Below are 22,262 nucleotides of genomic sequence, written 5' to 3' on the forward strand. Positions count from 1 at the left end.
TCGCCTTCACGTCGCATTCATCCCGGCCAATCCTGTCGTCTCATCCCGTCACCCCCAGATTCCGGAGAGCAAAATGGCACTACGTACCCTCGGCACGTCGGACATCCAGGTTTCCCCGCTCGCCTTCGGCGGCAACGTCTTCGGCTGGACCGTCGACGAAAACGCATCGTTCGAGCTGCTCGACGCGCTCGCCGATACCGGCATCAACTTCATCGACACGGCCGACGTCTATTCGGCCTGGGCGCCCGGCAACAGCGGCGGCGAATCGGAAACGATCATCGGCAAGTGGCTCAAGCGTTCCGGCAAGCGCGACCAGGTCGTGCTCGCGACCAAGGTCGGCCTGCTCGCGGCGCGCGCCGGCCTGACGAAGGACAACATCCTGAAGGCCGCCGACGATTCACTGCGCCGCCTGCAGACCGACTACATCGACCTGTATTTCTCGCACCGCGATCTCGCCGACACGGCCTCGCTCGAAGAAACGCTCTCCGCTTACCAGACGCTGATCGACGCGGGCAAGGTGCGCATCATCGGCGCGTCGAACTACAGCAGTGCACGCCTGCGCGAGGCCGCCGACGTCAGCAAGCGCAACGGGCTGCCCGCGTATCAGGTGATCCAGCCGGAATACAACCTGATCGACCGCGCCGAGTATGAGCGCGATCTCGAGCCGGTCGTGCGCGACCTGAGGCTTGGCGTCGTCAACTACTACGCGCTCGCGAGCGGCTTCCTGTCGGGCAAGTACCGCAGCGAGGCCGACCTGAAGAAGAGCGTGCGCGGCGATCGCGTCGCCGGTTATCTCGATGCGCGCGGCCTGCGCATTCTCGCGGCGCTCGACGACGTGTCGGCGAAGCACGGCACGCAACCGGCCGCGATCGCGCTCGCGTGGCAGATCGCGCGACCGACGATCACCGCACCGATTGCGAGCGCGACGTCGCTCGCGCAGCTCGCATTGCTCGGAGAAGCGATCCGCGTGCGGCTCGACGATGAAGATATCCGCAAGATCGACGCAGCCAGCGCGGTCTGAAGTCTTGGGCAACAGGTCGGCGGCTCGAATCGCCGCGGCTTGCGGTTCTCGCCGCCGGCCTGAATCGCATTCGACACGCAAGCACGCATGTCTGCACCGCGCAGGTAGCGCGAGAGCGAAGTGCGCGGTGTCGAAGAAACGATCCGGCGACACACGGTTCGAATTCAGTAATACGAAACAACTTCAGCGATACGACGTCCGCGCTGAACCGAGCAATATTGCCTGAATGCGCGCCCGCGTTTTGCCTGACGCGGCCGTATCCGTTGGCTGATACGGACATCCCGCCGCGCCCCGCCAACCATCCTTCCCCAATAATCTTCCTTGACACCCTATCTTTCGATATATATCTTTCGATATGTTTTACGACACATAGGACACGATCATGCGACACGCCCCCTCCCGCGGCCATGCCCGATGCGACGGTCATGGTGCGCATGCCGGCCCTGACTGGTACGCCAGCGTCTGGCAAGCAATCGGCCGCCATCGGCGCGGTCACGACCCATTCGGCGGCGGCCCGTTTGGTGGCCGCGGCGGACGCGGCGGCTTTGGCGATTTCGGCGACGACGGCATGCCGCGCGGCCGCCAGTTCAGCTCCGACGATCTCCAGCTGCTGCTGCTCGCGCTGGTCGCCGAGCAACCGAGCCACGGTTACGAACTGATCAAGGCGCTCGACACGCGCTCGAACGGTTTCTACAGCCCGAGCCCCGGCATGGTGTATCCGGCGCTCACGTATCTCGAGGAAGTCGGCTTCGTCGTGTCGCAGGCGGAAGGCAACCGCAAGCGCTACGCGCTGACCGACGCCGGCCGCGCGCACCTCGATGCGCAGCGCGAGCGCGTCGACACCCTGTTCGCGCGCCTCACGCATCTCGCACGCAAGATGGAATTCATGCGCCGCGCGTTCGCCGGTGAATCGGCAGGCGGCGAAACGCAGGACGAAACGCAGCCCGGCTGGCTGCCGGAGTTCGTCGAAGCCCGTCTCGCGCTGAAGCGCGCACTGCTCCACAAGAGCGCCGCCAACGCCGACGAACAGCGGCGTATCGCGGCGATCATGCGCCGCGCGACGGCCGAAATCGAAGGCGGCACCGGCGCGTGACCCGCGCCGCCCGTCCACACCCAAGGAGAACGGATCGATGCAGAACCTATCCGAACGCGCCGTTACCCGCGTGCGCCATACGCTGAAGTTCCGCCTGCTGCAGGTCGTGCGCGTGCATGCGGTGACGCCGCACCTGCTGCGTGTCACCCTCGGCGGCCCCGACCTCGCGGACTTCGAATCGTCTTCGTTCGACGATCACGTGAAGGTGTTTTTCCCGCCGCCCGGCGCCGACCGGCCCGCGATGCCGACGCTCGGCGCGAATGGCCCGGAGTTTCCCGAAGGCCAACCGAAGCCGGTCGCACGCGATTTCACGCCGCGCCGCTTCGATCGCGCCGCGTGCGAACTCGATCTGGAATTCGTGCTGAACCATCCCGGCCCCGCATCGCAGTGGGCGGCCCAGGCACGCGTCGGCCAATGGCTCGGTATCGGCGGCCCGCGCGGTTCGTTCGTGGTCCCGATCAATTTCGACTGGCATCTGCTGATCGGCGACGATACGGCGCTGCCGGCCATCGCGCGCCGCCTCGAGCAATTGCCGGCCGGCTCGCGTGCGGCAGTCGTGCTGGAAGTCGCGGATCGCACCGCGCAGATCGCGTTCGATACGCGAGCCGACGTGCATGAGATCTGGCGCTTTCGCGCCGAAGCCGACGCGGCGGACGGCGACGTGCTGCTGAATGCGGTGCGCGAATTGCCGCTGCCATCCTCCGGCGACGGTTACGTGTGGGCGGCCGGCGAAGCGCAGTCGATGCGTGCGGTGCGGCAGCACCTGACTGGCGAGCGTGGCGTCGACAAGTCGCGCATCCGCGCGGCGGCATACTGGAAACGCGGCGCAGCGGCCGTGCACGAAACGCTGGAAGACTGACGCGAACGGGAGCCCGAACATCGGCGGGCTTGGCATCGGCGGGGCGGCTGGTATATATCTATGTCTGCGACGCCGCTGTCGGGCGACAGCCGCCGCAGCCCGCCCAGGAGCGCCCGTTCATGACAAAAGAAAGCCACGCTTCGCCTTTCCGTCATAACCTGAAGATCGCCGGCTATTGCGGCCTGGCGGTCGTCGTCCTCGCGCTGTTCGTTGCGATGTGCGCGATCCTGAAGGAAAGCGCACTCGAACGTGACGCCGCACAGCACCCGGGCGAGACGCCCGAACTGCACGAAGCGGGCGGCGGCCCGTCCGCTTCGGCTGAAGCGGCCAAGACGCCCGGTTGACGGCGTCCGGCCCGTACTTCTCCCGCGTAGTTCTCCCGCTCAGGGCGCTCGCTCGCGCCCCATCATCACCGCATGCACGACGTCGCCGATCCGTTCGAGCAGCTCGACGATGCGTTGTCCGTACAGATGCGCGGCCAGCGCGCCGGCGGTGCCGACCAGCACGCCGCCGGCCATGTCGAACGGCCAGTGCACGCCCGCATACACGCGCCCCCAAGCAATCACCACGGCCATCGCGGCCATCACGAACCCGCTCAGCCGCGTGCTGCCGGCGAGCATCATGCCGACCGCGAGACTCCACGCGAACGTCATGTGATCGCTCGGAAACGAGCTGTCCGGCGCATGCGGAATCAGTTGCGTGCCGACACCGGCCATGAACGGCCGCGGTGAAAACCAGAAATGCCCGATCACCTGCGCGAGCGCCAGCGCCACGCACGTGCCGACGCCGGCTTCGATCGCCTGGCGGCGCGTCGGGCGCTCGCCGAAGATCCAGGTCAGCAGCAGCATCGCGGGCAGCGCATAGACCAGCCAGTCGGCGGCGAAGATCGCGACGCGAGCAACACCGGGGGGCGGCACGGCGCCGGCATTGACGGCGGAAAACAGGGTGAGATTGAGGTTCTGCATGAATGCGGTTGCCTGGGGCGTAACGATTGGACCGGGCGTGCCGGCCGGGTGGAACGATGCTAGTGCTCACTCGCTTAAGTAACGCTTAATGCGTCGGACGGCCGATGATCAGGACCGGGCGTGCACGTCGCGCGCGAACGCGCTTAGAGCCCGCACTGCAACACAAGTTCACACAATTGTCACATTTCCGCGCGACCGTCTCCCGTAAAAGCTCACCCACCATCCCGTAAAGGCTCACTTTTTTCACATCGTGGCGTCATCGACGCCTGAGAATATCGGAGCGCCCCATGCGCTCAATGCCGCTCGCACCGTTCGCCTCAATATTTGCGTTGCAAATCATTCGAAATCGGCAACAATTAATTCCAGATGCGGCATCGCACAACGGCAACGCACAGGCATAGGATTACGAGCTTACGAGCACTCATCCACGAAGCGATCAACAACAAGGAGTCCGCATGAAACCCAGCGATGTCCGATCGAAAGCGTTTGCGATGCCGTTGACCAGCCCCGCCTTTCCGATGGGCCCGTACCGTTTCGTCGATCGTGAGTTTCTGATCATCACGTATCGCACCGATCCGGATCGTCTGCGTGAAATCGTGCCCGAGCCACTGCAGGTCATCGAGCCGCTCGTCCATTACGAATTCATTCGCATGGCCGATTCGACCGGCTTCGGCGACTACACGGAAAGCGGCCAGGTGATCCCCGTCGAGTACAACGGCCAGGCCGGCGGCTACACGCTCGCGATGTATCTCGACGATCACCCGCCGATCGCCGGCGGCCGCGAGCTGTGGGGTTTCCCGAAGAAACTCGCGTCGCCCACGCTGCACGTGAACACCGATCACATCCTGGGCACGCTCGACTACGGCAAGGTGCGCGTCGCGACCGGCACGATGGGCTACAAGCACAAGGAACTCGACATCGACGAGCAGACGAAGCGTCTCGCCGGCCCGAACTTCCTGCTCAAGATCATCCCGCACGTCGACGGCACCGCACGCGTATGCGAACTGGTGCGCTACTACATGCAGGACATCAAGATGAAGGGTGCGTGGACGGGCCCCGCCTCGCTCGAACTGGCACCGCACGCACTCGCGCCGGTGGCCGACCTGCCGGTACTCGAGATCGTCGAAGCGCGCCACCTCGTCGCGGATTTGACACTCGGCCTCGGCGAAGTCGTCTACGATTACCTCGCTCAGTAACCTCGGTAACACGTCCGCAGTCCTTTCTCCCTGTCAATCCTTTCACCACGGGAAATTCGAAATGAGCAACCTGAATGGCAAGACCGCAGTCGTCACGGGCGCCGCAAGCGGCATCGGCAAGGAAATCGCACTCGAGCTCGCGAAGGTGGGCGCAGCGGTCGCGATCGCCGACCTGAACCAGGACGGCGCAAATGCGGTCGCCGACGAGATCAACAAGGCAGGCGGCAAGGCGATCGGCGTCGCGATGGACGTGACCAGCGAGGAAGCGGTCAACAGCGGTATCGACAAGGTGGCCGAAACGTTCGGCTCGGTCGACATCCTCGTGTCGAACGCGGGCATCCAGATCGTCAACCCGATCGAAAACTATTCGTTCGCCGACTGGAAGAAGATGCAGGCGATCCACGTCGACGGCGCGTTCCTGACGACCAAGGCCGCGCTCAAGCACATGTACAAGGACGATCGCGGCGGCGTCGTGATCTACATGGGCTCGGTGCACTCGCACGAAGCGTCGCCGCTGAAGTCGGCGTACGTGACGGCCAAGCACGGGCTGCTCGGTCTCGCGCGCGTGCTGGCGAAGGAAGGCGCGAAGCACAACGTGCGCTCGCACGTCGTGTGTCCGGGCTTCGTGCGCACACCGCTGGTCGACAAGCAGATTCCGGAGCAGGCGAAGGAACTCGGGATCAGCGAAGAGGAAGTGGTGAAGAAGGTGATGCTCGGCAACACGGTCGACGGCGTGTTCACGACGGTGCAGGACGTCGCGCAGACGGTGCTGTTCCTGTCGGCGTTCCCGAGCGCCGCGCTCACGGGCCAGTCGTTCGTCGTCAGCCACGGCTGGTTCATGCAGTAACGTCCTCGCCTCCCTGACGGGGGGCGATTCCCGCACCACATCCATTCTCACGACTCACGATGGCGCACCGTCGCTCGACGGTATGCCATCCGTCTCCGCCATCTACGGCGGGATTTCTCGGAGCAACTGATGAAACCGCACGCGCGTACAGAAAAGCAGGCCGTCGATGCGGCGGACCTGCAACACGAAGCCGGCGCGCCGGCCGCTGCGCGGTCGCTGCCATACGAAACGATCGCGCTCGTCCTGCAGGGCGGCGGCGCGCTCGGCGCGTATCAGGCCGGCGTGTTCGAAGGGCTGCACGAAGCCGGCGTTCCGCTCGACTGGATCGCCGGCATCTCGATCGGCGCGCTCAACACCGCGCTGATCGCCGGCAATGCGCCCGAACATCGTGTCGAACGGCTGCGCGAATTCTGGGAAACGATCTGCCAGCCGGCATTCTTTCCCGCAATTCCGGCCGCATTCGAGTTCGCGCTGTTCAACAGCATCGACCAGATCCGCACGTTCTTCACCGCGTCGCAGGCCGCGAGCGCGATGATGCAGGGCCAGCAGGGCTTCTTCGTGCCGCGCTTGCCGCCGCCGCTGCCGGGCGTGTCCGATCATCCGGAAAAGATCAGCTGGTACGACACGTCGCAGCTGCGCGCGACGCTGCTCAGGCTGTGCGATTTCGACCGGATCAACTCGGGCGAGACGCGCGTGTCGGTCGGCGCGGTCAACGTCGGCACGGGCAACTTCGTGTACTTCGACAACTCGCGCATCCGCCTCGCGCCCGAGCACTTCATGGCGTCCGGCGCGCTGCCGCCCGCGTTCCCGCCGGTCGAGATCGACGGCGAATACTACTGGGACGGCGGCGTCGTGTCGAACACGCCGCTGATGGAAGTGCTGAGCGCGCGTCCGCGACGCGACACGCTCGCGTTCCAGGTCGACCTGTGGAGCGCACGCGGGCCGCTGCCGCGCACGATGGCCGACGTCGCGGAACGCACGAAAGACGTGCAGTATTCGAGCCGCACACGTTTCGTCACCGACACGCTGCAGCGCGAACAGCGCTACCGCAACGTGCTGCGCCACGTGCTCGAGCAGGTGCCGGAGGAGCAGCGCAAGAGCGACCCGTGGTGCGTCGAGGCTGAAGCGATGTCGAGCGGGAAGAAGTACAACATCCAGCACCTGATCTATCAGCAGAAGGCGTACGAGCACCACTACAAGGACTATCAGTTCGGTCTGTCGACGATGCGCGACCACTGGAGCGCGGGTCTCGACGACATCCGCAAGACGCTCGCGGTCAAGGACGGCCTCGCGCTGCCCGCCAACGACGCAGGCTTCGTCACGCACGACATTCACCGCCGCCGGTAATGCCGCGTGCGACGGACCGGCGCGCTGCCTGCGCCGGTCCACCCTCCTTTCCGATTCGACATGCCGATTTTCATTGCACTGTTCGCGCTCATCGCCGTGGGATGGGGCGCGGTTCATCTGTTTCACGTCATCGCCGCGCAGTTCGGCCAGCCGGTCGCGATCGCGGCCGCCTTGTTCGCCGCCGCGATCCTGATCGCGCTGATCGCGTGGTGGATCAAGCGCCGTCGCGACATCGCACCGAACGCGAAGGAACAAGGCTGGACCCACGTCGTGCATCGCGAGTGGGGCGACGTGCGCGTGTCCGCGACGCAGGGGCTGCTGTGGCTGTCGCACGACGGTGCGGACGGCCGCTATACGTTGTCGCAGCTCGACGGCTGCGAAGCCGAGCCGATCGACGGCCGCTGGCATCTGGTCGTGCGTGTGCGTGACGCCGCACGCGGTGAATGGAAGCTGCCGATGATGGACAAGCACGATGCGCGGCGCTGGGCGCGCGTGCTGATGCTCGCGAGGGACAGCCGGCTGTAACGGGCCACTACCGCGTGCCGACGCCGGCACGGCCGCGCACGACGCATGACGCCCGCTGCTTTCTAGCGCGCGCCGAGCGCCCATAACGCGTCGAGCACGTGCTGGGTCGACCGCTCGACCGGGCCGGCCCGATGGGCGATGCCCAGTTCGCGCCACAACGCCGGACGCAGCGGCCGCATGACGATACGTGCATCCGGCAACGGGGCACCCGCCTCGTGCGGCAGCAGCGTCGCGCCGTAGCCTGCAGCGACCAGACTCTTGATCGCATCGTTGTAGTTGAGTTCGATGCGCGGCTCGGGGCGGTGGCCACCGAGCGCGAACCATTCCGCGGTGAGCCGCGACAGGCGGGTAGTCGCATCGTTAAGAATCAGCGGACGCGCGGCCAGATAGGCCGGCGTCACACGCGCCGGAAGCCGCCAGGCCGCAGGTAGAAAGGCCAGCACCGGATCGCGCCGCCACGCGCGGATCGAGAGCCCCGCGACCGCCGGCTGTGGCAACGCCACCAGTCCGACGTCGAGCGTGCCCTGCGCAATGCGCGCCAGTGTGTCGTGCGACGTGAGCACGGCGATCTGAACATCGATGTCCGGATGCCGCTCGCGCAGCCGGGCCACCGCCTGCGGCAACAGATGGGCGATCGCCCCGGTCGATGCGCCGAGACGCACGCGCCCGGTCAGCCCCTGCACTTGTCGCTCCACGTCGTCGAGAGTCGACTCGACCTCGGCCAGCAGACGGCGCGCCCGCTCCACCAGCACCGCACCGATGGTCGACGGCTGCACGTTGCCGCGTGTGCGCGACAGCAACGGCGCACCGATGCGGCTTTCGAGCTCGGCGACATGAAGGCTGACCGTCGGCGGCGCAAGATGAAGCAGTTGCGCGGCGGCCACGAAGGATCCCTGGTCGGCGATCGCGACCAGCGTACGCAGTCGATCCAGACTGATCTCGCGCATTCCCACCTCTCGTTCAGGAAATCTGAATTTCGCAATCAGGAAATTCAACTTTTCCTATTCTAGGCGTTCGATGGACGATACGGCTTTCCCGACGTCCGAAGCGAGAAACGCGACCATCATGAGCCTCTCCACTGTCTACATCGACGGCGACCAAGGTACGACCGGACTGCTGATCCACGAGCGCCTGCGGGATCGCACCGATCTGCGGCTCCTCACGCTGCCGGATGCCGAGCGCAAGAACCCCGCGCGGCGCAGCGAAGCGATCAACGCATCCGATATCGCGATTCTGTGCCTGCCCGACGCCGCCGCGCGCGAAGCAGTCGGCTTCATCCGGAATCCGGCGGTACGCGTGATCGACGCGAGCTCGGCCCATCGCACCGATCCGGAATGGGTCTACGGTTTTCCCGAGATGGTCCACGGACATGCGCAGACGATCGCGCACGCGCGGCGCGTCACCAATCCGGGCTGCTATCCGACGGGCGCGATCAGCCTGCTCCGGCCGCTGCAACAAGCTGGCCTGCTGCCACGCGACTACCCGGCGAGCATCCATGCCGTGTCCGGTTACTCGGGCGGCGGCCGGACCGCCGTCGACGAATTCGAATCGAACGGGGCCGCACGCACGAAACCGCTGCAGGTCTACGGCCTCGCGCTCGCGCACAAGCACGTGCCCGAGATCCAGCTGCACGCGGGGCTCGCGCATCGTCCGCTGTTCGTGCCGGCTTACGGCGCCTATCGGCAAGGCATCGTGCTGACCGTGCCGATCGAGCTGCGCCTTCTCCCGGCCGGCGTGACCGGTGAGTTGCTGCATGCGTGTCTCGCGCACCATTACGCCGACGCGCGCCACGTCGAGGTCACGCCGCTCGCGGATACGCGCACGATCACGCATCTCGATCCGCAAGCGCTGAACGGTACGAACGACCTGCGGCTTGGCGTGTTCGTGAATGCCGAGCACGGCCAGGTGCTGCTGTCCGCCGTGTTCGACAATCTCGGCAAAGGGGCATCCGGCGCGGCCGTGCAGAACCTCGATCTGATGCTCGGTGCGGCGAAAGCGGCGTAAGCCCCAGGCGGCCAACATCATCGGCCGGCCCGGCGCATCGCGGCCGCCGGTGCGTCGGTGCGTCGGTGCGTCGGTGCGTCGGTGCGTCGGTGCGTCGGTGCGTCGGTGCGTCGGTGCGTCGGTGCCTGCGGCACGCTACCGGCTCGCGACGCGGTTGCGAGCCGTCAACGGGCCTTGGCCGACGCTTCTTACATGCCCCCGTAAAAGCTCACCTTTGGCCGATTTCAGGCCGCATCGTCACCCGCCGCGGCATTCAACCCGGCAAGCGCCTCCGCGAGAAAATCGACGCACACGCGCACTTTCGCCGAAGCCGCGACGCGTTCCGGATACACAGCCCAGATGTTCGCCGGCTGAATCACGTCCGACAGCACGCGACGCAGCGCGCCGCGTTCGATCAGTGGCCCCGCTTCCCAGATCGAGCGCAGCACGATCCCGCGCCCGGCCAGCGCCCATTGCACGGCCACCTCGCCGTGGTTCGTCGACAGCGCGCCGCCGACCTTCACCGTTGCCGTTTCTCCGCGCAGGTTCAGCCGCCAGACGCCGAACGGATGGTCGCGCTCCTTGATCGCGAGGCAGTCGTGCGATGCGAGATCCGCGAGCGTGCGCGGCGTGCCGCGCCGTGCGAGATAGTCGGGCGACGCGCACAGCACGCGATAGTTCACGGCAAGGCGGCGAGCGATCAGGTGATCGGCGATCTCGTCGCCGATGCGCACGTCGAGGTCGTAGCCTTCGCCCGCGACGTCGACGAGCCGGTCGAACAGATCGAGCCGCACGTTCAGCTGCGGATAACGCGCGGAGAAGTCGAGCAACGCCGGCGCGACGACATGACGGCCGAAGCCGAAGCTGCTCGATATGCGCAGCGTGCCGCGCGGCACCGTGCGCGTGGTCGACACGTCCTCGACGAGATGGTCGACGTCATCGAGAATCTTCTCGGCACGCGCGAACACGCGTTCGCCGGCCTCCGTGACCGTCACGCGGCGCGTCGAGCGATGCAGCAGCCGCGTGCCGAGCTGCGCCTCGAGCAGCGCGATGCGCTTGCTCACATATGCGGGCGATACCGCGAGCTGCTCGGCCGCCGCGCTGAAGCTCGTCAGGCGGACGACCAGGCTGAAGACGCGCAGGTCGTCGAGATTCGGCGATTTGTTCACGATTCGTGGAAAGTCGATTAACCTTTCGCACGATTTTAATCTGAATGGAAATAAATAAAATGGCGTCGTGTACCGCTGCGCACGCTGCCGGCGGCCCGATCAGCCAAGGAGGCTTGCATGAGCGACAAGACGTACAAGATTGCCGTCATCCCCGGTGACGGCATCGGCCGTGAAGTGATGCCCGAGGGCCTGCGCGTGCTCGACGCCGTGACGGCGCGCTTCGGCATCCGTTTCCAGTTCGAGCAGATCGACTGGGCGAGTTGCGACTACTACGCCCAGCACGGCAAGATGATGCCGGACGACTGGAAGGCCCGGCTCACGGGCATGGATGCGATCCTGTTCGGTGCGGTCGGCTGGCCCGCGACGGTGCCCGATCACATTTCGCTGTGGGGTTCGCTGCTGAAATTCCGCCGCGAATTCGACCAGTACATCAACCTGCGGCCCGCGCGCCTGTTCGACGGCGTGCCGTCGCCGCTCGCCGGCCGCAAAGCAGGCGACATCGACTTCATGATCGTGCGCGAGAACACCGAAGGCGAATATTCGTCGGTCGGCGGCACGATGTTCGAAGGCACCGAGCGCGAAGTGGTGATGCAGCAATCGATCTTCACGCGCCACGGCACGGAGCGCGTGCTGAAGTTCGCGTTCGAGCTCGCGCAGCGCCGCGCGAAGCGCCTGACCGTCGCGACGAAGAGCAACGGCATCGCGATCAGCATGCCGTGGTGGGACGCACGCGCGGCCGAGATGGGCGAACGCTATCCCGAGATCGCCGTCGACAAGCAGCACATCGACATCCTGTGCGCGCGCTTCGTGCTGCAGCCTGACCGCTTCGACGTCGTCGTCGCGTCGAACCTGTTCGGCGACATCCTGTCCGACCTCGGGCCGGCCTGCACGGGCACGATCGGCATCGCGCCGTCGGCGAACCTGAACCCGGATCGCACGTTTCCGTCGCTGTTCGAACCGGTGCACGGCTCCGCGCCGGACATTGCGGGCCAGTACGTCGCGAACCCGATCGCGATGATCTGGTCGGCGGCGATGATGCTCGACTTCCTCGGCAACGGCGCGGGTCGCGAACGCGCGGCGCACGATGCGATCGTCGCGGCGATCGAGGACGTGCTGCGCACCGGGCCGCGCACGCGCGATCTCGGCGGTCAGGTGGGGACGCAGGAAGTGGGCGAGGCGATCGCGGCGCGGATCGCCGGCTGACGGAACGTCCGAAGGCGCGCGGCTCGGAAGTGTTCGATCGATGTCATGCTCAAGGGTGAGCAGCACGACTGACTGCCGCGCACCTTCGCCGATTTCGACGCGCACGCCTGTATGCGTGCATGTCGATGACGAACGGTGAGTTGGATCGCACATCGATACACACCGATTGAATCTCACCACCATGCGTGTATGCAGCAAGTGCGCCGCCGATGTCGCATTCGATCCGCATGCGAGCAACGCTTCGCTCAGTGCAACCGGACCGTTTCCTGCGAAGATTGATCGGTGAGATGCAGGGCGTGAAGAATCACACCGTCCCGCACGAAATGCCTCCTCTCCCGAAAACGCTCACCTCAACCCGCGGCTCCCGTATTCCCTCACCGTTGAGCACAGGCGTCACGCTCGATGCACAATCGAGCGCGTCCACGCGACGCCATCGTGCTACGTCACAGCCCAAGATCGGACAGACCGGGATGATCGTCCGGACGGCGACCGAGAGGCCAGTGGTACAGGCGATCCGCTTCGCGAATCGGCAGGTCGTTGATGCTCGCGTGGCGATGCGCCATCAAGCCGTTTTCGTCGAACTCCCAGTTTTCGTTCCCGTATGAGCGGAACCAGTTGCCGGCGTCGTCATGCCATTCGTATGCGAATCGCACCGCGATGCGATTGCCGCCGAACGCCCACAGCTCCTTGATCAGCCGGTAGTCGAGCTCGCGCGTCCATTTCCGCTGCAGCAGTCCGACGATCTCGTCGCGGCCCGTCACGAACTCCGCGCGATTGCGCCACCGGCTCTGCGGCGTATAGGCAAGCGAGACGCGCTGCGGGTCGCGCGTGTTCCACGCATCCTCCGCGGCACGCACTTTCTGGCGCGCCGTATCGAGCGTGAAGGGCGGAACGGGCGGACGAATTTCCGGGGAAGCGGACATGGGATGCTCCTGTTCAAGGTTGGGGCTGCGCACGAACGCAGCCGGTTGGGACACGTTACTTCGACGCTCGAGACACCGTTTCGAGCAAGAGCTCGGCGGTTGCGCGCGCGTCGCGCGCCGCAGTCGCTTCGCCGCTGACGAGCGCGACGCCGATCGCGCCGTCGATCAGCACCAGCCATTGGCGCGCGATGCGGGCCAGGCCGCGGCGCTCGATGCCGGCGTCGTCGGCATACGCGTCGAGCCGCTCGCGCACGAACGCGAGCAAGCGCGCCTTGTGCATACGCGCGACGACGCGTATCGGATCGTCGGCGTCGGCAATCTCGCCGGACGCGTTCAGGAACGCGCAGCCGTGAAAATCGGGTTGCGAGAACCAGTCGCGCAGCACATCGAACATGCCGAGCAAGTGCGCACGCGGCGACTTGCCGCGCGCCAGCGTGGCATCGACGAACCAGCGCATCCAGCGCTCGTCGCGCCGCTCGAGGGCGGCGACAACCAGCGCCTCCTTCGATTCGAACTGCGAATAAAAGCTCTTTCGCGCGGCACCGGATCGCTTCACGATCGCATCGACACCCGTGGCGTGGATGCCGCCCGAGTAGATCAGCGCTTCGGCCGCGTCGAGCAGTCGATCGCGAACGGCCGGTTCGCCGGAGAAGTCATCATGTGTGTTCATGGGTTTGCGGTAGAACGATCGTTCTCCAACGTCAACACCCATGTGAAAAGGCCCTGCCGTCGGAAGGGCCGAACGCCGCATGGTTTCGGTGGCGGGCAGCGCATCGCAGGCGGCGTTTACGACATTTTTTCTTGAAGCTGGCGCAGGGTGCTCACTACACTTCGGTCACCCCGTCTGGCCGAAAGGACATCATGCAGCGACCGGAATCCGCACGCGCCAAGCGTGCCTATGCAGCTTATGCGAAGCGGCTCGATGGCCGCGTCGTCGTACGGCGTTTCGATCCGTGCAGCGATTCGTATGAATCGCTGACCGCGTTGCTGCATCGCGCGTACGCGCCGCTCGGCGCCGCAGGCTTCAACTGTCCCGGTGTCGACCAGCCGGCGTCGGAGACGCGCGAACGCATGCTCACCGGCGAGTGTTTCGTCGCGCTCGGTAACGGGCATCTGGTCGCGACGATCACGATGCAGCCGCACGACCCCGATTCGCGGTGCGATCCGTACCGCAGCCGACGCGTCGCGACGCTCGGCCAGTTGGCCGTCGATCCGGTCTGGCAGGATCGCGGCATCGGCCGAGCGCTGCTCGCGTTCGCGCAACGGCGGGCGGCCGCGCGTGGCGCGACGCACCTCGCGCTTGACGCGCCGCATGCGGCTGTCCGGCTCGTCGACTTCTATCGACGCGAAGGGTTTCAGTTGATCGACGTGATGCGGTTTGCAGGACACAGCTATGACAGCGCGATCCTGTGCAAGGCCGTTGGCGTGTCGGACGGGAGGATACCTGCATCCGACATGACGTCGATCGATGTCACGCGGCGTGCCGGAGCGGCGTCATGAAACACGAAGCTGACGACGATCGTGCGCGGCTCGCACTGAAGCATGCCCGCACACGGGCAGCGCTGCGCATGCGCGGGCTGGTGAAGCTGACGGTCGTCACGATCGCGGTCACGCAACTTCTGACGCTCGTGTTCGAGGCCCTGCTCGTCGCGGTCGGCTACGCGCCGGAAGCCGCGACGTTGCTGCTGTTCCGCTTCGTCACGTGCGCGCTCGTCAGCTTCTGGCTTCAGGCGGACGCATCCCGCGTGTATCGGCATGCGGCGAAGCGCGGGCTCGTGACGATGTCCGGTGAGCATGGCGAACTGATCGAGATCGCACCGCAATGCCCAAAACGCTGGCTCGTCGTGTTGAATCTGCAACTCGAACCGCGATGGTTGAACGGTGAGCGGATCAGATAGCGGGCAGCGCACCAATCAATGCGGTCTGGCAGGCGGACAGGTGAGTTCGCACGTCGTTGATCGGCTCACGCATCAAGAAGGCGCCGTGACGGCGTTGCGTGGTGACGTGCTGTCACGAAAGCACGGCAAGACCGTGGCCAGGCAGGCGGTGCGACAGGGCGGCGCTATTCAGGCGCGGCAAACGAAACGGAAGGGCAGGAAGAGACACTCGCGCCGAGCGACGCGATAGTGCGGGCGGGAGCGCGACGCTGACGGGTGAGATGCATGCGTGATTGCATGTCATCGATACGCGCTGCGGCAGCGAAGCGCGATCGCCCTCATATCGTCAAGAAGAAACGCCGTGCCGTCGTTGAATTCCTCGCCTGCGCGTCACACGACGGCACGATCGAGGCCATCATTCGGCACGCAAACAGCTCCCGAATAATCTCACCTCACGCGTTCTTCGAAGCAGCCCTGCCTAGACAAACGCTCATGCCGACACGAACGGGGCACTCGGCAAACGCGCCGAGCCGCCCCGCCGGCACTCAGACCGTCCAGTCGAGGATCACCTTACCGCTTTCACCGGACAGCATCGCGGCGAAGCCTTGTTCGTAATCGTCGGCTGCAAAACGATGCGTGATGATCGGCGACAGATCGAGGCCGCTTTGCAGCATCGCGACCATCTTGTACCAGGTCTCGAACATCTCGCGCCCGTAGATGCCCTTGATCTCTAGCCCCTTGAAGATCACCTGGTTCCAGTCGATCGCCGTCTGCGCGGGCGGAATGCCGAGCAGCGCAACCTTGCCGCCGTGATTCATCGCCTCGAGCATGCTGGTGAACGCGCTCGGCACGCCCGACATCTCGAGGCCGACGTCGAAGCCTTCCGTCATGTGCAGGTCGGCCATCACGTCGCGCAGCGACTCGCGTGCGACGTTGACCGCGCGCGTCGCGCCCATCTTGCGCGCGAGTTCGAGCCGGTAGTCGTTGATATCGGTGATCACGACGTTGCGCGCGCCGACGTGCTTCGCGATCGCGACGGCCATGATGCCGATCGGGCCCGCGCCCGTGATCAGCACGTCCTCGCCGACGAGATTGAACGACAGCGCCGTATGCGTCGCGTTGCCGAACGGATCGAAGATCGACGCGAGATCGTCGGAGATCTCGGGCGGAATCTTGAACGCGTTGAACGCGGGAATCGCCAGATACTCGGCGAACGCGCCCTCTCGATTCACGCCGACGCCGACCGTGTTGCGGCACAGATGCCGGCGGCCGGCACGACAGTTGCGACAGAAGCCGCACGTGATGTGGCCTTCGCCGGACACGCGGTCGCCGATCGCGAAGCCGCGCACTTCCTGCCCCATCTCGACGATCTCCCCGACGTATTCGTGGCCGACGTGCATGGGTACGGGAATCGTCTTCTGCGCCCAGTCGTCCCACTTCCAGATATGGATGTCGGTGCCGCAGATCGCCGTGCGGCGAATCTTGATCAGCACGTCGTTGTGTCCGACCTCGGGGCGCTTCACGCGCGTGAGCGTGAGGCCCGGGCCGCGCTCGAGCTTTGCCAGTGCTTTCATGGTCGCGCCTCCGTCAGACGATGCCGAGCGACTTGCCGACGCGCACGAACGCGGCGACCGTCTGATCGATCTGTTCAGGCGTATGCGCGGCGCTCATCTGCGTGCGGATGCGTGCGCGACCGCGCGGCACGACCGGGAACGAGAAGCCGATCACGTAGACGCCTTCTTCGAGCAACTTGTCGGCCATGTTGGTCGCAAGCTGCGCGTCGCCGAGCATCACCGGGATGATCGGATGCGCACCGGGCACGAGCGTGAAACCCGCGGCGGTCATCTGCTCGCGGAAACGCACGCCGTTCTCGCGCACGCGTTCGCGCAGCTTCGCCCCTTCCTCGCTGCCGAGCAGTTCCAGCACCTTCAGCGACGCCGCGGCAATGCTCGGCGTCAGCGTGTTCGAGAACAGGTACGGACGCGAACGCTGGCGCAGCAATTCGACGACCTCGCGGCGGGCCGCGACATAGCCGCCCGATGCGCCGCCCAACGCCTTGCCGAGCGTGCCGGTAATGATGTCGATGCGACCATCGACGCCGCAGTGCTCGGGCGTGCCGCGGCCATGCGCGCCGATGAAGCCGACCGCGTGCGAATCGTCGACCATCACGAGCGCGCCGTAACGATCGGCGAGGTCACAGATGCCTTTCAGGTCGGCGATGATGCCGTCCATCGAGAACACGCCGTCGGTCGCGATCAGCTTGTGGCGCGCGCCCGCTGCGTCGGCTTCCTTCAGCTTCGCCTCGAGATCGGAGAGATCGTTGTTCTTGTAACGGAAACGCTTCGCCTTGCAGAGGCGGATACCGTCGATGATGCTCGCGTGGTTCAGCTCGTCGCTGATCACTGCGTCGTTCTCGTCGAGCAGCGTCTCGAACAGGCCGCCGTTCGCATCGAAGCAGCTCGAATAGAGGATGCTGTCTTCCGTGCCGAGAAACGACGCCAACGCGCTTTCGAGTTGCTTGTGCACGGTTTGCGTGCCGCAGATGAAGCGCACCGACGCCATGCCGAAGCCGTCCTGGTCGAGACCGGCCTGCGCCGCGGCGATCAGGCGCCGATCGTTCGCCAGACCGAGATAATTGTTCGCGCAGAAATTCAGCACGCCGGCACCGCTGGCGAGCCGCACGGCCGCCGCTTGGGGACTCGCGATCTCGCGCTCGGTCTTGTAAAAACCGTCCGCGCGGATCTGGTCGAGCGTCCCGCGCACCTGGGCGAGAAAGGCATCACGCATCGCAAAGCTCCTGACAGGGATTCGCAATCCGCCGCGCGCCGCTCGTGGCGGCTGCGCAACGGCCTGCTACTGTTATAGTCGGTCGTTCGGTTGACCGCATTTATCCGATATTCCGAACTAGAATTCGAAATACCGAACAACTCTAAGCGAACGGAAACCAAATGGCAAGTTCCTCCGCGTCGCGGCGCACGCCTGCCGGCGCCGCACCGCAGCCGCCGGGCGTGACGCCGCCGCGCGTCGGCGAGCAGATCCAGCGACTGCGCAACGAGCGCAAGCTGACCCTCGACGACCTGTCGCGCGCAGCCGGCGTATCGAAGTCGATGCTCTCCGAGATCGAGCGCGACAAGGCCAATCCGACGATCGCGGTCGCATGGCGGCTCACGAATGCGCTCGGCATCACGCTCGACGAGCTGTTCTCGCAGCCGAAAGCGCCGGAGACGATCCGCGTGGATGGCCCGCACGACATCCCGACGCTCGCCGGCCACGACGGCCGCTATCAGTTGCGCGTATGGGGCCCGATCGACCTGGCCGGCAAGTTCGAGTGGTACGAACTGACGCTGCCGGGCGGCGGCGCGCTCGTGTCGAACGCGCACGAACCCGGCACGCGCGAGCACCTCACCGTGCTCCAGGGCGCGATGGAAATCGAAGCCGCGGCGGCGAGCCGACGCCTGAAAGCGGGCGATACCGCGCGCTACCCGGCCGACACGCCTCACGCCATCCGCAATCCCGGCAAGGCGGAAGCGCGCGCACTACTGATCGTGATTCATCGCTGACGATGCGAATAGCTGGCCGAAAGGCCAGTTGCGGAAAACACTGTATGTTTGTACAGTATACGGACATTCCGCCATGCATTGGCCGGGGCCGCCGCACCGAGGCGCCCGCTCCGGTCGACAGGAGCCTGCGATGACAGAAGAACAAGATTTGGCCGCGCTCAGCTTCAAGGCTGCCGCGCACGACCTCGAGTTGATTGTGCGCCATATAGCCGGGCGCTACATCCATCAGCGCGTCCCGCTGTCGTGGCGCCTGCTGCACGCCATCGAAGCCGAGGCACTCGCGGATCTCGGGTTTGCCAGTCGGCACGAAGCCGGCATGCGCCAGCTGTTCGAACGGCCGTCGGACATGACTTTTCCCGAAACGGATGATCCGATCGATTTCGGACGATCGAATGCGCTACCCGCTGTCTTCTCGTTCGCGGTTCTCGCGTATGAAGCGGCGGCCAGATCGCAGGAAGCGGCACCCAGCGAGCGCATTCATCGCCCATCCAAGGCGTGGGGTGACTGACATCAGGCCCTGGCCGTTCGGCACGGCGGCCGGCTCCCGCATCCTGCTGCCCGCCACGTTGCGGATAGGGCTACCATATACGCAACTAACGGAATAAACAACATGCCCCTTCCCACCCCCTCCGACACGCCCGCACGCCCGGAAGAAAAGGATCTGTTCGACCGTGGTGCGTCCGACTGGATCATCTCGCCCGAAGCCGCGTTCGACGCGTGGCTTGCCATGCAGGACTACCGCCGTTCGTCGGCCGACGTCTATCGCGCACAATGGGGCGCCTTTCTCGCGTGGCTACGTGCACATCAGAAAAACCTGGCCACGGTCGATACCGCAACGATCGCGAATTTCGTCAGCGAGCTTCCCATACGGAAAACGCAGCGAATGCGCTATTTGAGGCTGATCGAACGCGTGCTCGACCACATCCGGCGCACCGAGCTCGCGTCCACCAACCCGGCCCGCTTCATTGCTCAGGATGGCGAAGCGGATTGGCGTCAGGCACGCGACAACGAGCCGACCGGTTTCCTGACACCGGCCGAACGCGCGAAGTTGCTGGCCTACCTGTTTTCGCCGATTGGCGTATCTGGCTCCGCATACTGGAAGGAGCGGCGAGACCGCGCGCTCGTCGCCGCATTTCTCGGGGCCGGCGTGAAAACCGGCGAAGCACGCGCGCTTACGATTAGTTGCATCAATGCAAGCGGAACGTCGCTGCAGATCCCGTCGACACATCCCGATTTCGCGCGCGAAACCCATCTGGCCTCGTTCGCGATCGCGTTGCTCGAAGCATGGCTCGTGGAACGCAAGCGCCAGGAGATTCCGGGCGAGCTCGTGTTTCCGGCATCGCACGCCGGGCGGCCGATGCACAAGGCGACGATGCTGCGCGCGATCGATGCAATCGTTGAATCCGCGGGGCTCACGTCGTCACGCACCGCGCGCGCGAGCCCGCAAACGCTGCGCAACACTTACGCTGCCGAACTGTTCGAGCACGACGTGCCGCCCGAGCGGGTCGGCAAATGGCTCGGCTTCATGCGGCCGATCTCGTCGAACCGCCTTCATCGCGCATGGAAAAACTGGCGCGATGATCTCGCGAATGGTGACGCGTCCGAGCAGGACGAAACTCACTGATGCCGAGCCGGCTGCTCACGCGGCATGATCCGTGAGCAGCCTTGTGCGGCGTAGCCTCACCGTTTCACAGCTCCCGGAAAACCTCACCTCACGCGTCCCGAATCTCCTCACCTGTGCGATCCCCGTGCCGGGCGACACGTCAGACGCGTGTAAAGCGCGCGACCGCTTCGAATCGGGAAGGCCAGGGCCCCGACGCATGTTCGCATTCGGGGCAAGACACTTCGAACCCGTCGTCGCCCTGCGACAATTCCGGTTCGCCGTCGCAGTGCGGGCACTGGGTCGGCACCGGAATCTCATGGTCCAGTGACGTCCCGATCGCGGAAAACGCATCCGCATCGAGCTGACCTGCATCGGCCAAGCGCCGGATCAGCGCGGAAATCTCCGGATTCATCCCGCGGCTCGCGCGCAGCGTATTCACGTCGCGTGTCGCACGGTCCAATTCGTCGCTCTGGGTGCGCAGCTGTTCCTCGAGCCGGTCCGCGCGGGCCTTGGCCGAACTCAGTTGCTGAAGAAAATCGAATTCCTTGCGCTGCACGTCGCGCAGGCCGCTCTGGTAACTCGACGCCATGCTGCGCAGCGAGTCCAGCTCGACCAGCATCGGTTTGACGCGGCGCTCGGCTTCGGCCACGGCATCCTTGATCTGCTGCGCATAGTGTTCGGTACGCTGCTGCAATTCGGCCTGGAGCGTGTCGATGCGGTCGCGCAGCGTCGCATTCTGCGTCTGCTCCGCATCGACGCGGGCAGCCATGACAGCCAGTTCCTTTTCAAGTCGAGCGACTGTGGTGAGCAGCGTCGCCTCGTTTGCCGAACCGTGCGTCGATTGCGAGGCCAGCTGCACCTCGAGCTCGGTCATACGCGCCTGCAGTTGCTCATTGCGGGTTTCGCTGCGCGTCAGTGCGCCCTCTAGGGTTTCCTGGCGAACCGTGGCGTCGCGCAGCCGCTGTTCCGCATCGGCCATGCCGGCGCGAACCTGTTCGCGATCGACATCGAGGCTTTCCCTGGCCGCTTTCAACGCCTCTTCATATAGCGCGCCAAGCAATGAGCCTGCCTTTTCCTCGACCGCTCTCGGGATCGCCGCACCGTCGAGCCGGATTTTCGAGGCGGAACGGATTCGTTCCCAGAAATGATCGATGTCCTTCGGAATGTCGCTGGCGCTGCCGGTCTGGGTCAGGTCGCGAACGTTGGCAGCCGATGGTCGGATACCGAGATCGAAGAACAACCGCTTGCACGCATGCAGCGACAACTCCTGGCGGCGCGCGCCGCTCGCACGAAGCGATTCCAGTTCTTCTCGGATGACTCCACGCATTTCATCCAGCGTCATGGGAGGACTCGCAGACATTGACATGTTGAGATCATAACGAAATACGTATTTTTTGATACTTGTTTTCGCACAGCGTGGTGAATTTACATCGCTGTGCACAGAAATCTGGGCTGTGAGCCAATCCGGACGAACCAGCACTTCGATTCCGTGAAACAAAGCGAAGAAAACAAGGCAAGCCTTTGTTCTGGAAGCGTTTTCGGGTAGGCCCCGAAAAAGTGCATTTGTTTCACATGCCAGGCGTCATCGTAGCCGGCCGGTGTTCTGGGGTTGGGGTCTCTGTGGAAAACTCGATGACGGATGTCTTGAGAGTATTAGAAGTAAACACCCTTGAACCCTTAGTTAAAAACGTTAACGCCACGGCACAGCCTTATGTAGCAAGGCTTTCCGGCTGACAAGGTGAAGTTTTACGGGAACCAAGGTGATCTTCTGCGGGAGCTGAAGTGATGGGATTCAGGGATCTGCGTGAGCCGATGCGGGAAAGGTCGTGAGCGGATTCGGGATCACAGTGAAACATGAGATTTCCCAATGGTGAGGTTTTTCGGGGCCACACAGCCACGGAACCCATGCTGTGCCTGAACGCACAGTTTTCTGCCTGTGCAGACATAGGTGAGCATTTGCGGGACCTTCTTCGCGCCCCCATTCTGCCCATCTTTTGGGCAGTTTTCGGGAAAGGTGAGGTTTCACGGGACTCCACAGCGATTTGCTGTGAGGATTTCCGGGAATCGACCGTCATTTTGCACAGCAAAAGT

Annotated in this window: 23 protein-coding genes; 15 read left to right on the forward strand and 8 right to left on the reverse strand. The window is 64.9% G+C overall.

Going from position 1 to position 22,262, the window contains the following annotated elements; all coding sequences use genetic code 11:
* The first annotated feature begins 73 nt into the window (after positions 1-73).
* The 4 genes from BTE28158_RS22580 (at position 74) to BTE28158_RS22595 (ending at position 3,317) form a co-directional block, all read left to right on the forward strand.
* Positions 74-1,021 (forward strand): aldo/keto reductase, encoded by a 948-nt coding sequence (locus tag BTE28158_RS22580; RefSeq protein WP_151048203.1) that lies wholly within the window; start codon positions 74-76, stop codon positions 1,019-1,021.
* Between the two features lie 382 nt (positions 1,022-1,403).
* Entirely contained in the window at positions 1,404-2,114 is a 711-nt protein-coding gene (locus BTE28158_RS22585; RefSeq protein WP_151048204.1) for a PadR family transcriptional regulator, read from the forward strand.
* A gap of 37 nt (positions 2,115-2,151) precedes the next feature.
* Positions 2,152-2,973 carry a siderophore-interacting protein gene (locus tag BTE28158_RS22590; protein ID WP_151048205.1) on the forward strand — a complete coding sequence of 274 codons (822 nt, stop codon included), beginning with the start codon at positions 2,152-2,154 and terminating at the stop codon, positions 2,971-2,973.
* A gap of 119 nt (positions 2,974-3,092) precedes the next feature.
* Positions 3,093-3,317, forward strand: a complete 225-nt coding sequence (locus BTE28158_RS22595) for a hypothetical protein (RefSeq protein ID WP_059605810.1) — start codon at positions 3,093-3,095, stop codon at positions 3,315-3,317.
* Between the two features lie 39 nt (positions 3,318-3,356).
* On the opposite strand, the gene BTE28158_RS22600 is transcribed toward BTE28158_RS22595, so the two are convergent.
* Complete coding sequence (locus BTE28158_RS22600) at positions 3,357-3,938, reverse strand: phosphatase PAP2 family protein (RefSeq protein WP_124627801.1); 582 nt, start codon at positions 3,936-3,938, stop codon at positions 3,357-3,359.
* A 455-nt stretch (positions 3,939-4,393) separates the two neighbouring features.
* On the opposite strand from BTE28158_RS22600, the gene BTE28158_RS22605 reads away from it, so the two are divergent.
* From BTE28158_RS22605 to BTE28158_RS22620, 4 genes are all read left to right on the forward strand, one after another.
* Entirely contained in the window at positions 4,394-5,134 is a 741-nt protein-coding gene (locus BTE28158_RS22605; protein ID WP_124627802.1) for an acetoacetate decarboxylase, read from the forward strand.
* A 61-nt stretch (positions 5,135-5,195) separates the two neighbouring features.
* A complete protein-coding gene (locus BTE28158_RS22610; protein WP_151048206.1) occupies positions 5,196-5,981 on the forward strand; it encodes a 3-hydroxybutyrate dehydrogenase in 786 nt (261 codons plus the stop codon).
* A 129-nt stretch (positions 5,982-6,110) separates the two neighbouring features.
* Positions 6,111-7,328 (forward strand): patatin-like phospholipase family protein, encoded by a 1,218-nt coding sequence (locus BTE28158_RS22615; RefSeq protein WP_170296400.1) that lies wholly within the window; start codon positions 6,111-6,113, stop codon positions 7,326-7,328.
* A gap of 60 nt (positions 7,329-7,388) precedes the next feature.
* On the forward strand, positions 7,389-7,853 hold the full coding sequence (locus tag BTE28158_RS22620; protein ID WP_059604569.1) for a hypothetical protein: 465 nt from the start codon (positions 7,389-7,391) through the stop codon (positions 7,851-7,853).
* Between the two features lie 62 nt (positions 7,854-7,915).
* Here BTE28158_RS22620 and BTE28158_RS22625 read toward each other — a convergent pair whose 3' ends face one another.
* Positions 7,916-8,800 carry a LysR family transcriptional regulator gene (locus BTE28158_RS22625; protein WP_059604572.1) on the reverse strand — a complete coding sequence of 295 codons (885 nt, stop codon included), beginning with the start codon at positions 8,798-8,800 and terminating at the stop codon, positions 7,916-7,918.
* Positions 8,801-8,918: 118 nt separating this feature from the next.
* Here BTE28158_RS22625 and argC point away from each other — a divergent pair, with 118 nt between their 5' ends.
* Entirely contained in the window at positions 8,919-9,857 is a 939-nt protein-coding gene (gene argC / locus BTE28158_RS22630; protein ID WP_151048207.1) for an N-acetyl-gamma-glutamyl-phosphate reductase, read from the forward strand.
* A gap of 224 nt (positions 9,858-10,081) precedes the next feature.
* Here the strand turns inward: argC and BTE28158_RS22635 are convergent, their stop codons facing one another.
* Positions 10,082-11,005 carry a LysR substrate-binding domain-containing protein gene (locus BTE28158_RS22635; protein ID WP_170296401.1) on the reverse strand — a complete coding sequence of 308 codons (924 nt, stop codon included), beginning with the start codon at positions 11,003-11,005 and terminating at the stop codon, positions 10,082-10,084.
* A 117-nt stretch (positions 11,006-11,122) separates the two neighbouring features.
* On the opposite strand from BTE28158_RS22635, the gene BTE28158_RS22640 reads away from it, so the two are divergent.
* A complete protein-coding gene (locus BTE28158_RS22640) occupies positions 11,123-12,208 on the forward strand; it encodes a tartrate dehydrogenase (RefSeq protein ID WP_151048209.1) in 1,086 nt (361 codons plus the stop codon).
* Positions 12,209-12,651: 443 nt separating this feature from the next.
* On the opposite strand, the gene BTE28158_RS22645 is transcribed toward BTE28158_RS22640, so the two are convergent.
* Together BTE28158_RS22645 and BTE28158_RS22650 are read right to left on the reverse strand one after the other, a co-directional pair.
* A complete protein-coding gene (locus tag BTE28158_RS22645) occupies positions 12,652-13,131 on the reverse strand; it encodes a nuclear transport factor 2 family protein (RefSeq protein WP_059604582.1) in 480 nt (159 codons plus the stop codon).
* A 55-nt stretch (positions 13,132-13,186) separates the two neighbouring features.
* Positions 13,187-13,801: a TetR/AcrR family transcriptional regulator gene (locus BTE28158_RS22650; protein ID WP_124901797.1), complete on the reverse strand. Its 615-nt coding sequence runs from the start codon at positions 13,799-13,801 to the stop codon at positions 13,187-13,189.
* Between the two features lie 191 nt (positions 13,802-13,992).
* Here BTE28158_RS22650 and BTE28158_RS22655 point away from each other — a divergent pair, with 191 nt between their 5' ends.
* Positions 13,993-14,631, forward strand: a complete 639-nt coding sequence (locus tag BTE28158_RS22655) for a GNAT family N-acetyltransferase (protein WP_151048210.1) — start codon at positions 13,993-13,995, stop codon at positions 14,629-14,631.
* Entirely contained in the window at positions 14,628-15,029 is a 402-nt protein-coding gene (locus BTE28158_RS22660) for a hypothetical protein (protein ID WP_151048211.1), read from the forward strand. The genes BTE28158_RS22655 and BTE28158_RS22660 overlap by 4 nt, the downstream gene beginning before the upstream one ends.
* Positions 15,030-15,553: 524 nt before the next feature.
* Here the strand turns inward: BTE28158_RS22660 and tdh are convergent.
* The gene (tdh, locus tag BTE28158_RS22665; protein ID WP_059529060.1) at positions 15,554-16,582 is read right to left on the reverse strand and encodes an L-threonine 3-dehydrogenase; all 1,029 of its coding nucleotides are present in this window, start codon (positions 16,580-16,582) and stop codon (positions 15,554-15,556) included.
* Between the two features lie 13 nt (positions 16,583-16,595).
* Positions 16,596-17,795: a glycine C-acetyltransferase gene (locus tag BTE28158_RS22670; RefSeq protein ID WP_151048212.1), complete on the reverse strand. Its 1,200-nt coding sequence runs from the start codon at positions 17,793-17,795 to the stop codon at positions 16,596-16,598.
* 161 nt (positions 17,796-17,956) lie between these two features.
* Between BTE28158_RS22670 and BTE28158_RS22675 the strand changes: the two genes are divergently transcribed.
* From BTE28158_RS22675 to BTE28158_RS22685, 3 genes are all read left to right on the forward strand, one after another.
* Positions 17,957-18,568, forward strand: coding sequence for a helix-turn-helix domain-containing protein (locus BTE28158_RS22675; RefSeq protein ID WP_040138960.1), 612 nt, complete (start codon positions 17,957-17,959; stop codon positions 18,566-18,568).
* Between the two features lie 130 nt (positions 18,569-18,698).
* Positions 18,699-19,076: a DUF2471 family protein gene (locus BTE28158_RS22680; protein WP_059604597.1), complete on the forward strand. Its 378-nt coding sequence runs from the start codon at positions 18,699-18,701 to the stop codon at positions 19,074-19,076.
* Positions 19,077-19,178: 102 nt separating this feature from the next.
* Positions 19,179-20,192 (forward strand): tyrosine-type recombinase/integrase, encoded by a 1,014-nt coding sequence (locus BTE28158_RS22685; RefSeq protein ID WP_151048213.1) that lies wholly within the window; start codon positions 19,179-19,181, stop codon positions 20,190-20,192.
* Positions 20,193-20,331: 139 nt separating this feature from the next.
* On the opposite strand, the gene BTE28158_RS22690 is transcribed toward BTE28158_RS22685, so the two are convergent.
* Positions 20,332-21,513: a DNA-binding protein gene (locus tag BTE28158_RS22690; protein WP_151048214.1), complete on the reverse strand. Its 1,182-nt coding sequence runs from the start codon at positions 21,511-21,513 to the stop codon at positions 20,332-20,334.
* Positions 21,514-22,262: the final 749 nt, after the last annotated feature.

Origin of the sequence: Burkholderia diffusa, assembly GCF_902499115.1 — a bacterium.
In the GTDB taxonomy this organism is placed as follows: Bacteria; Pseudomonadota; Gammaproteobacteria; order Burkholderiales; family Burkholderiaceae; genus Burkholderia; species Burkholderia diffusa.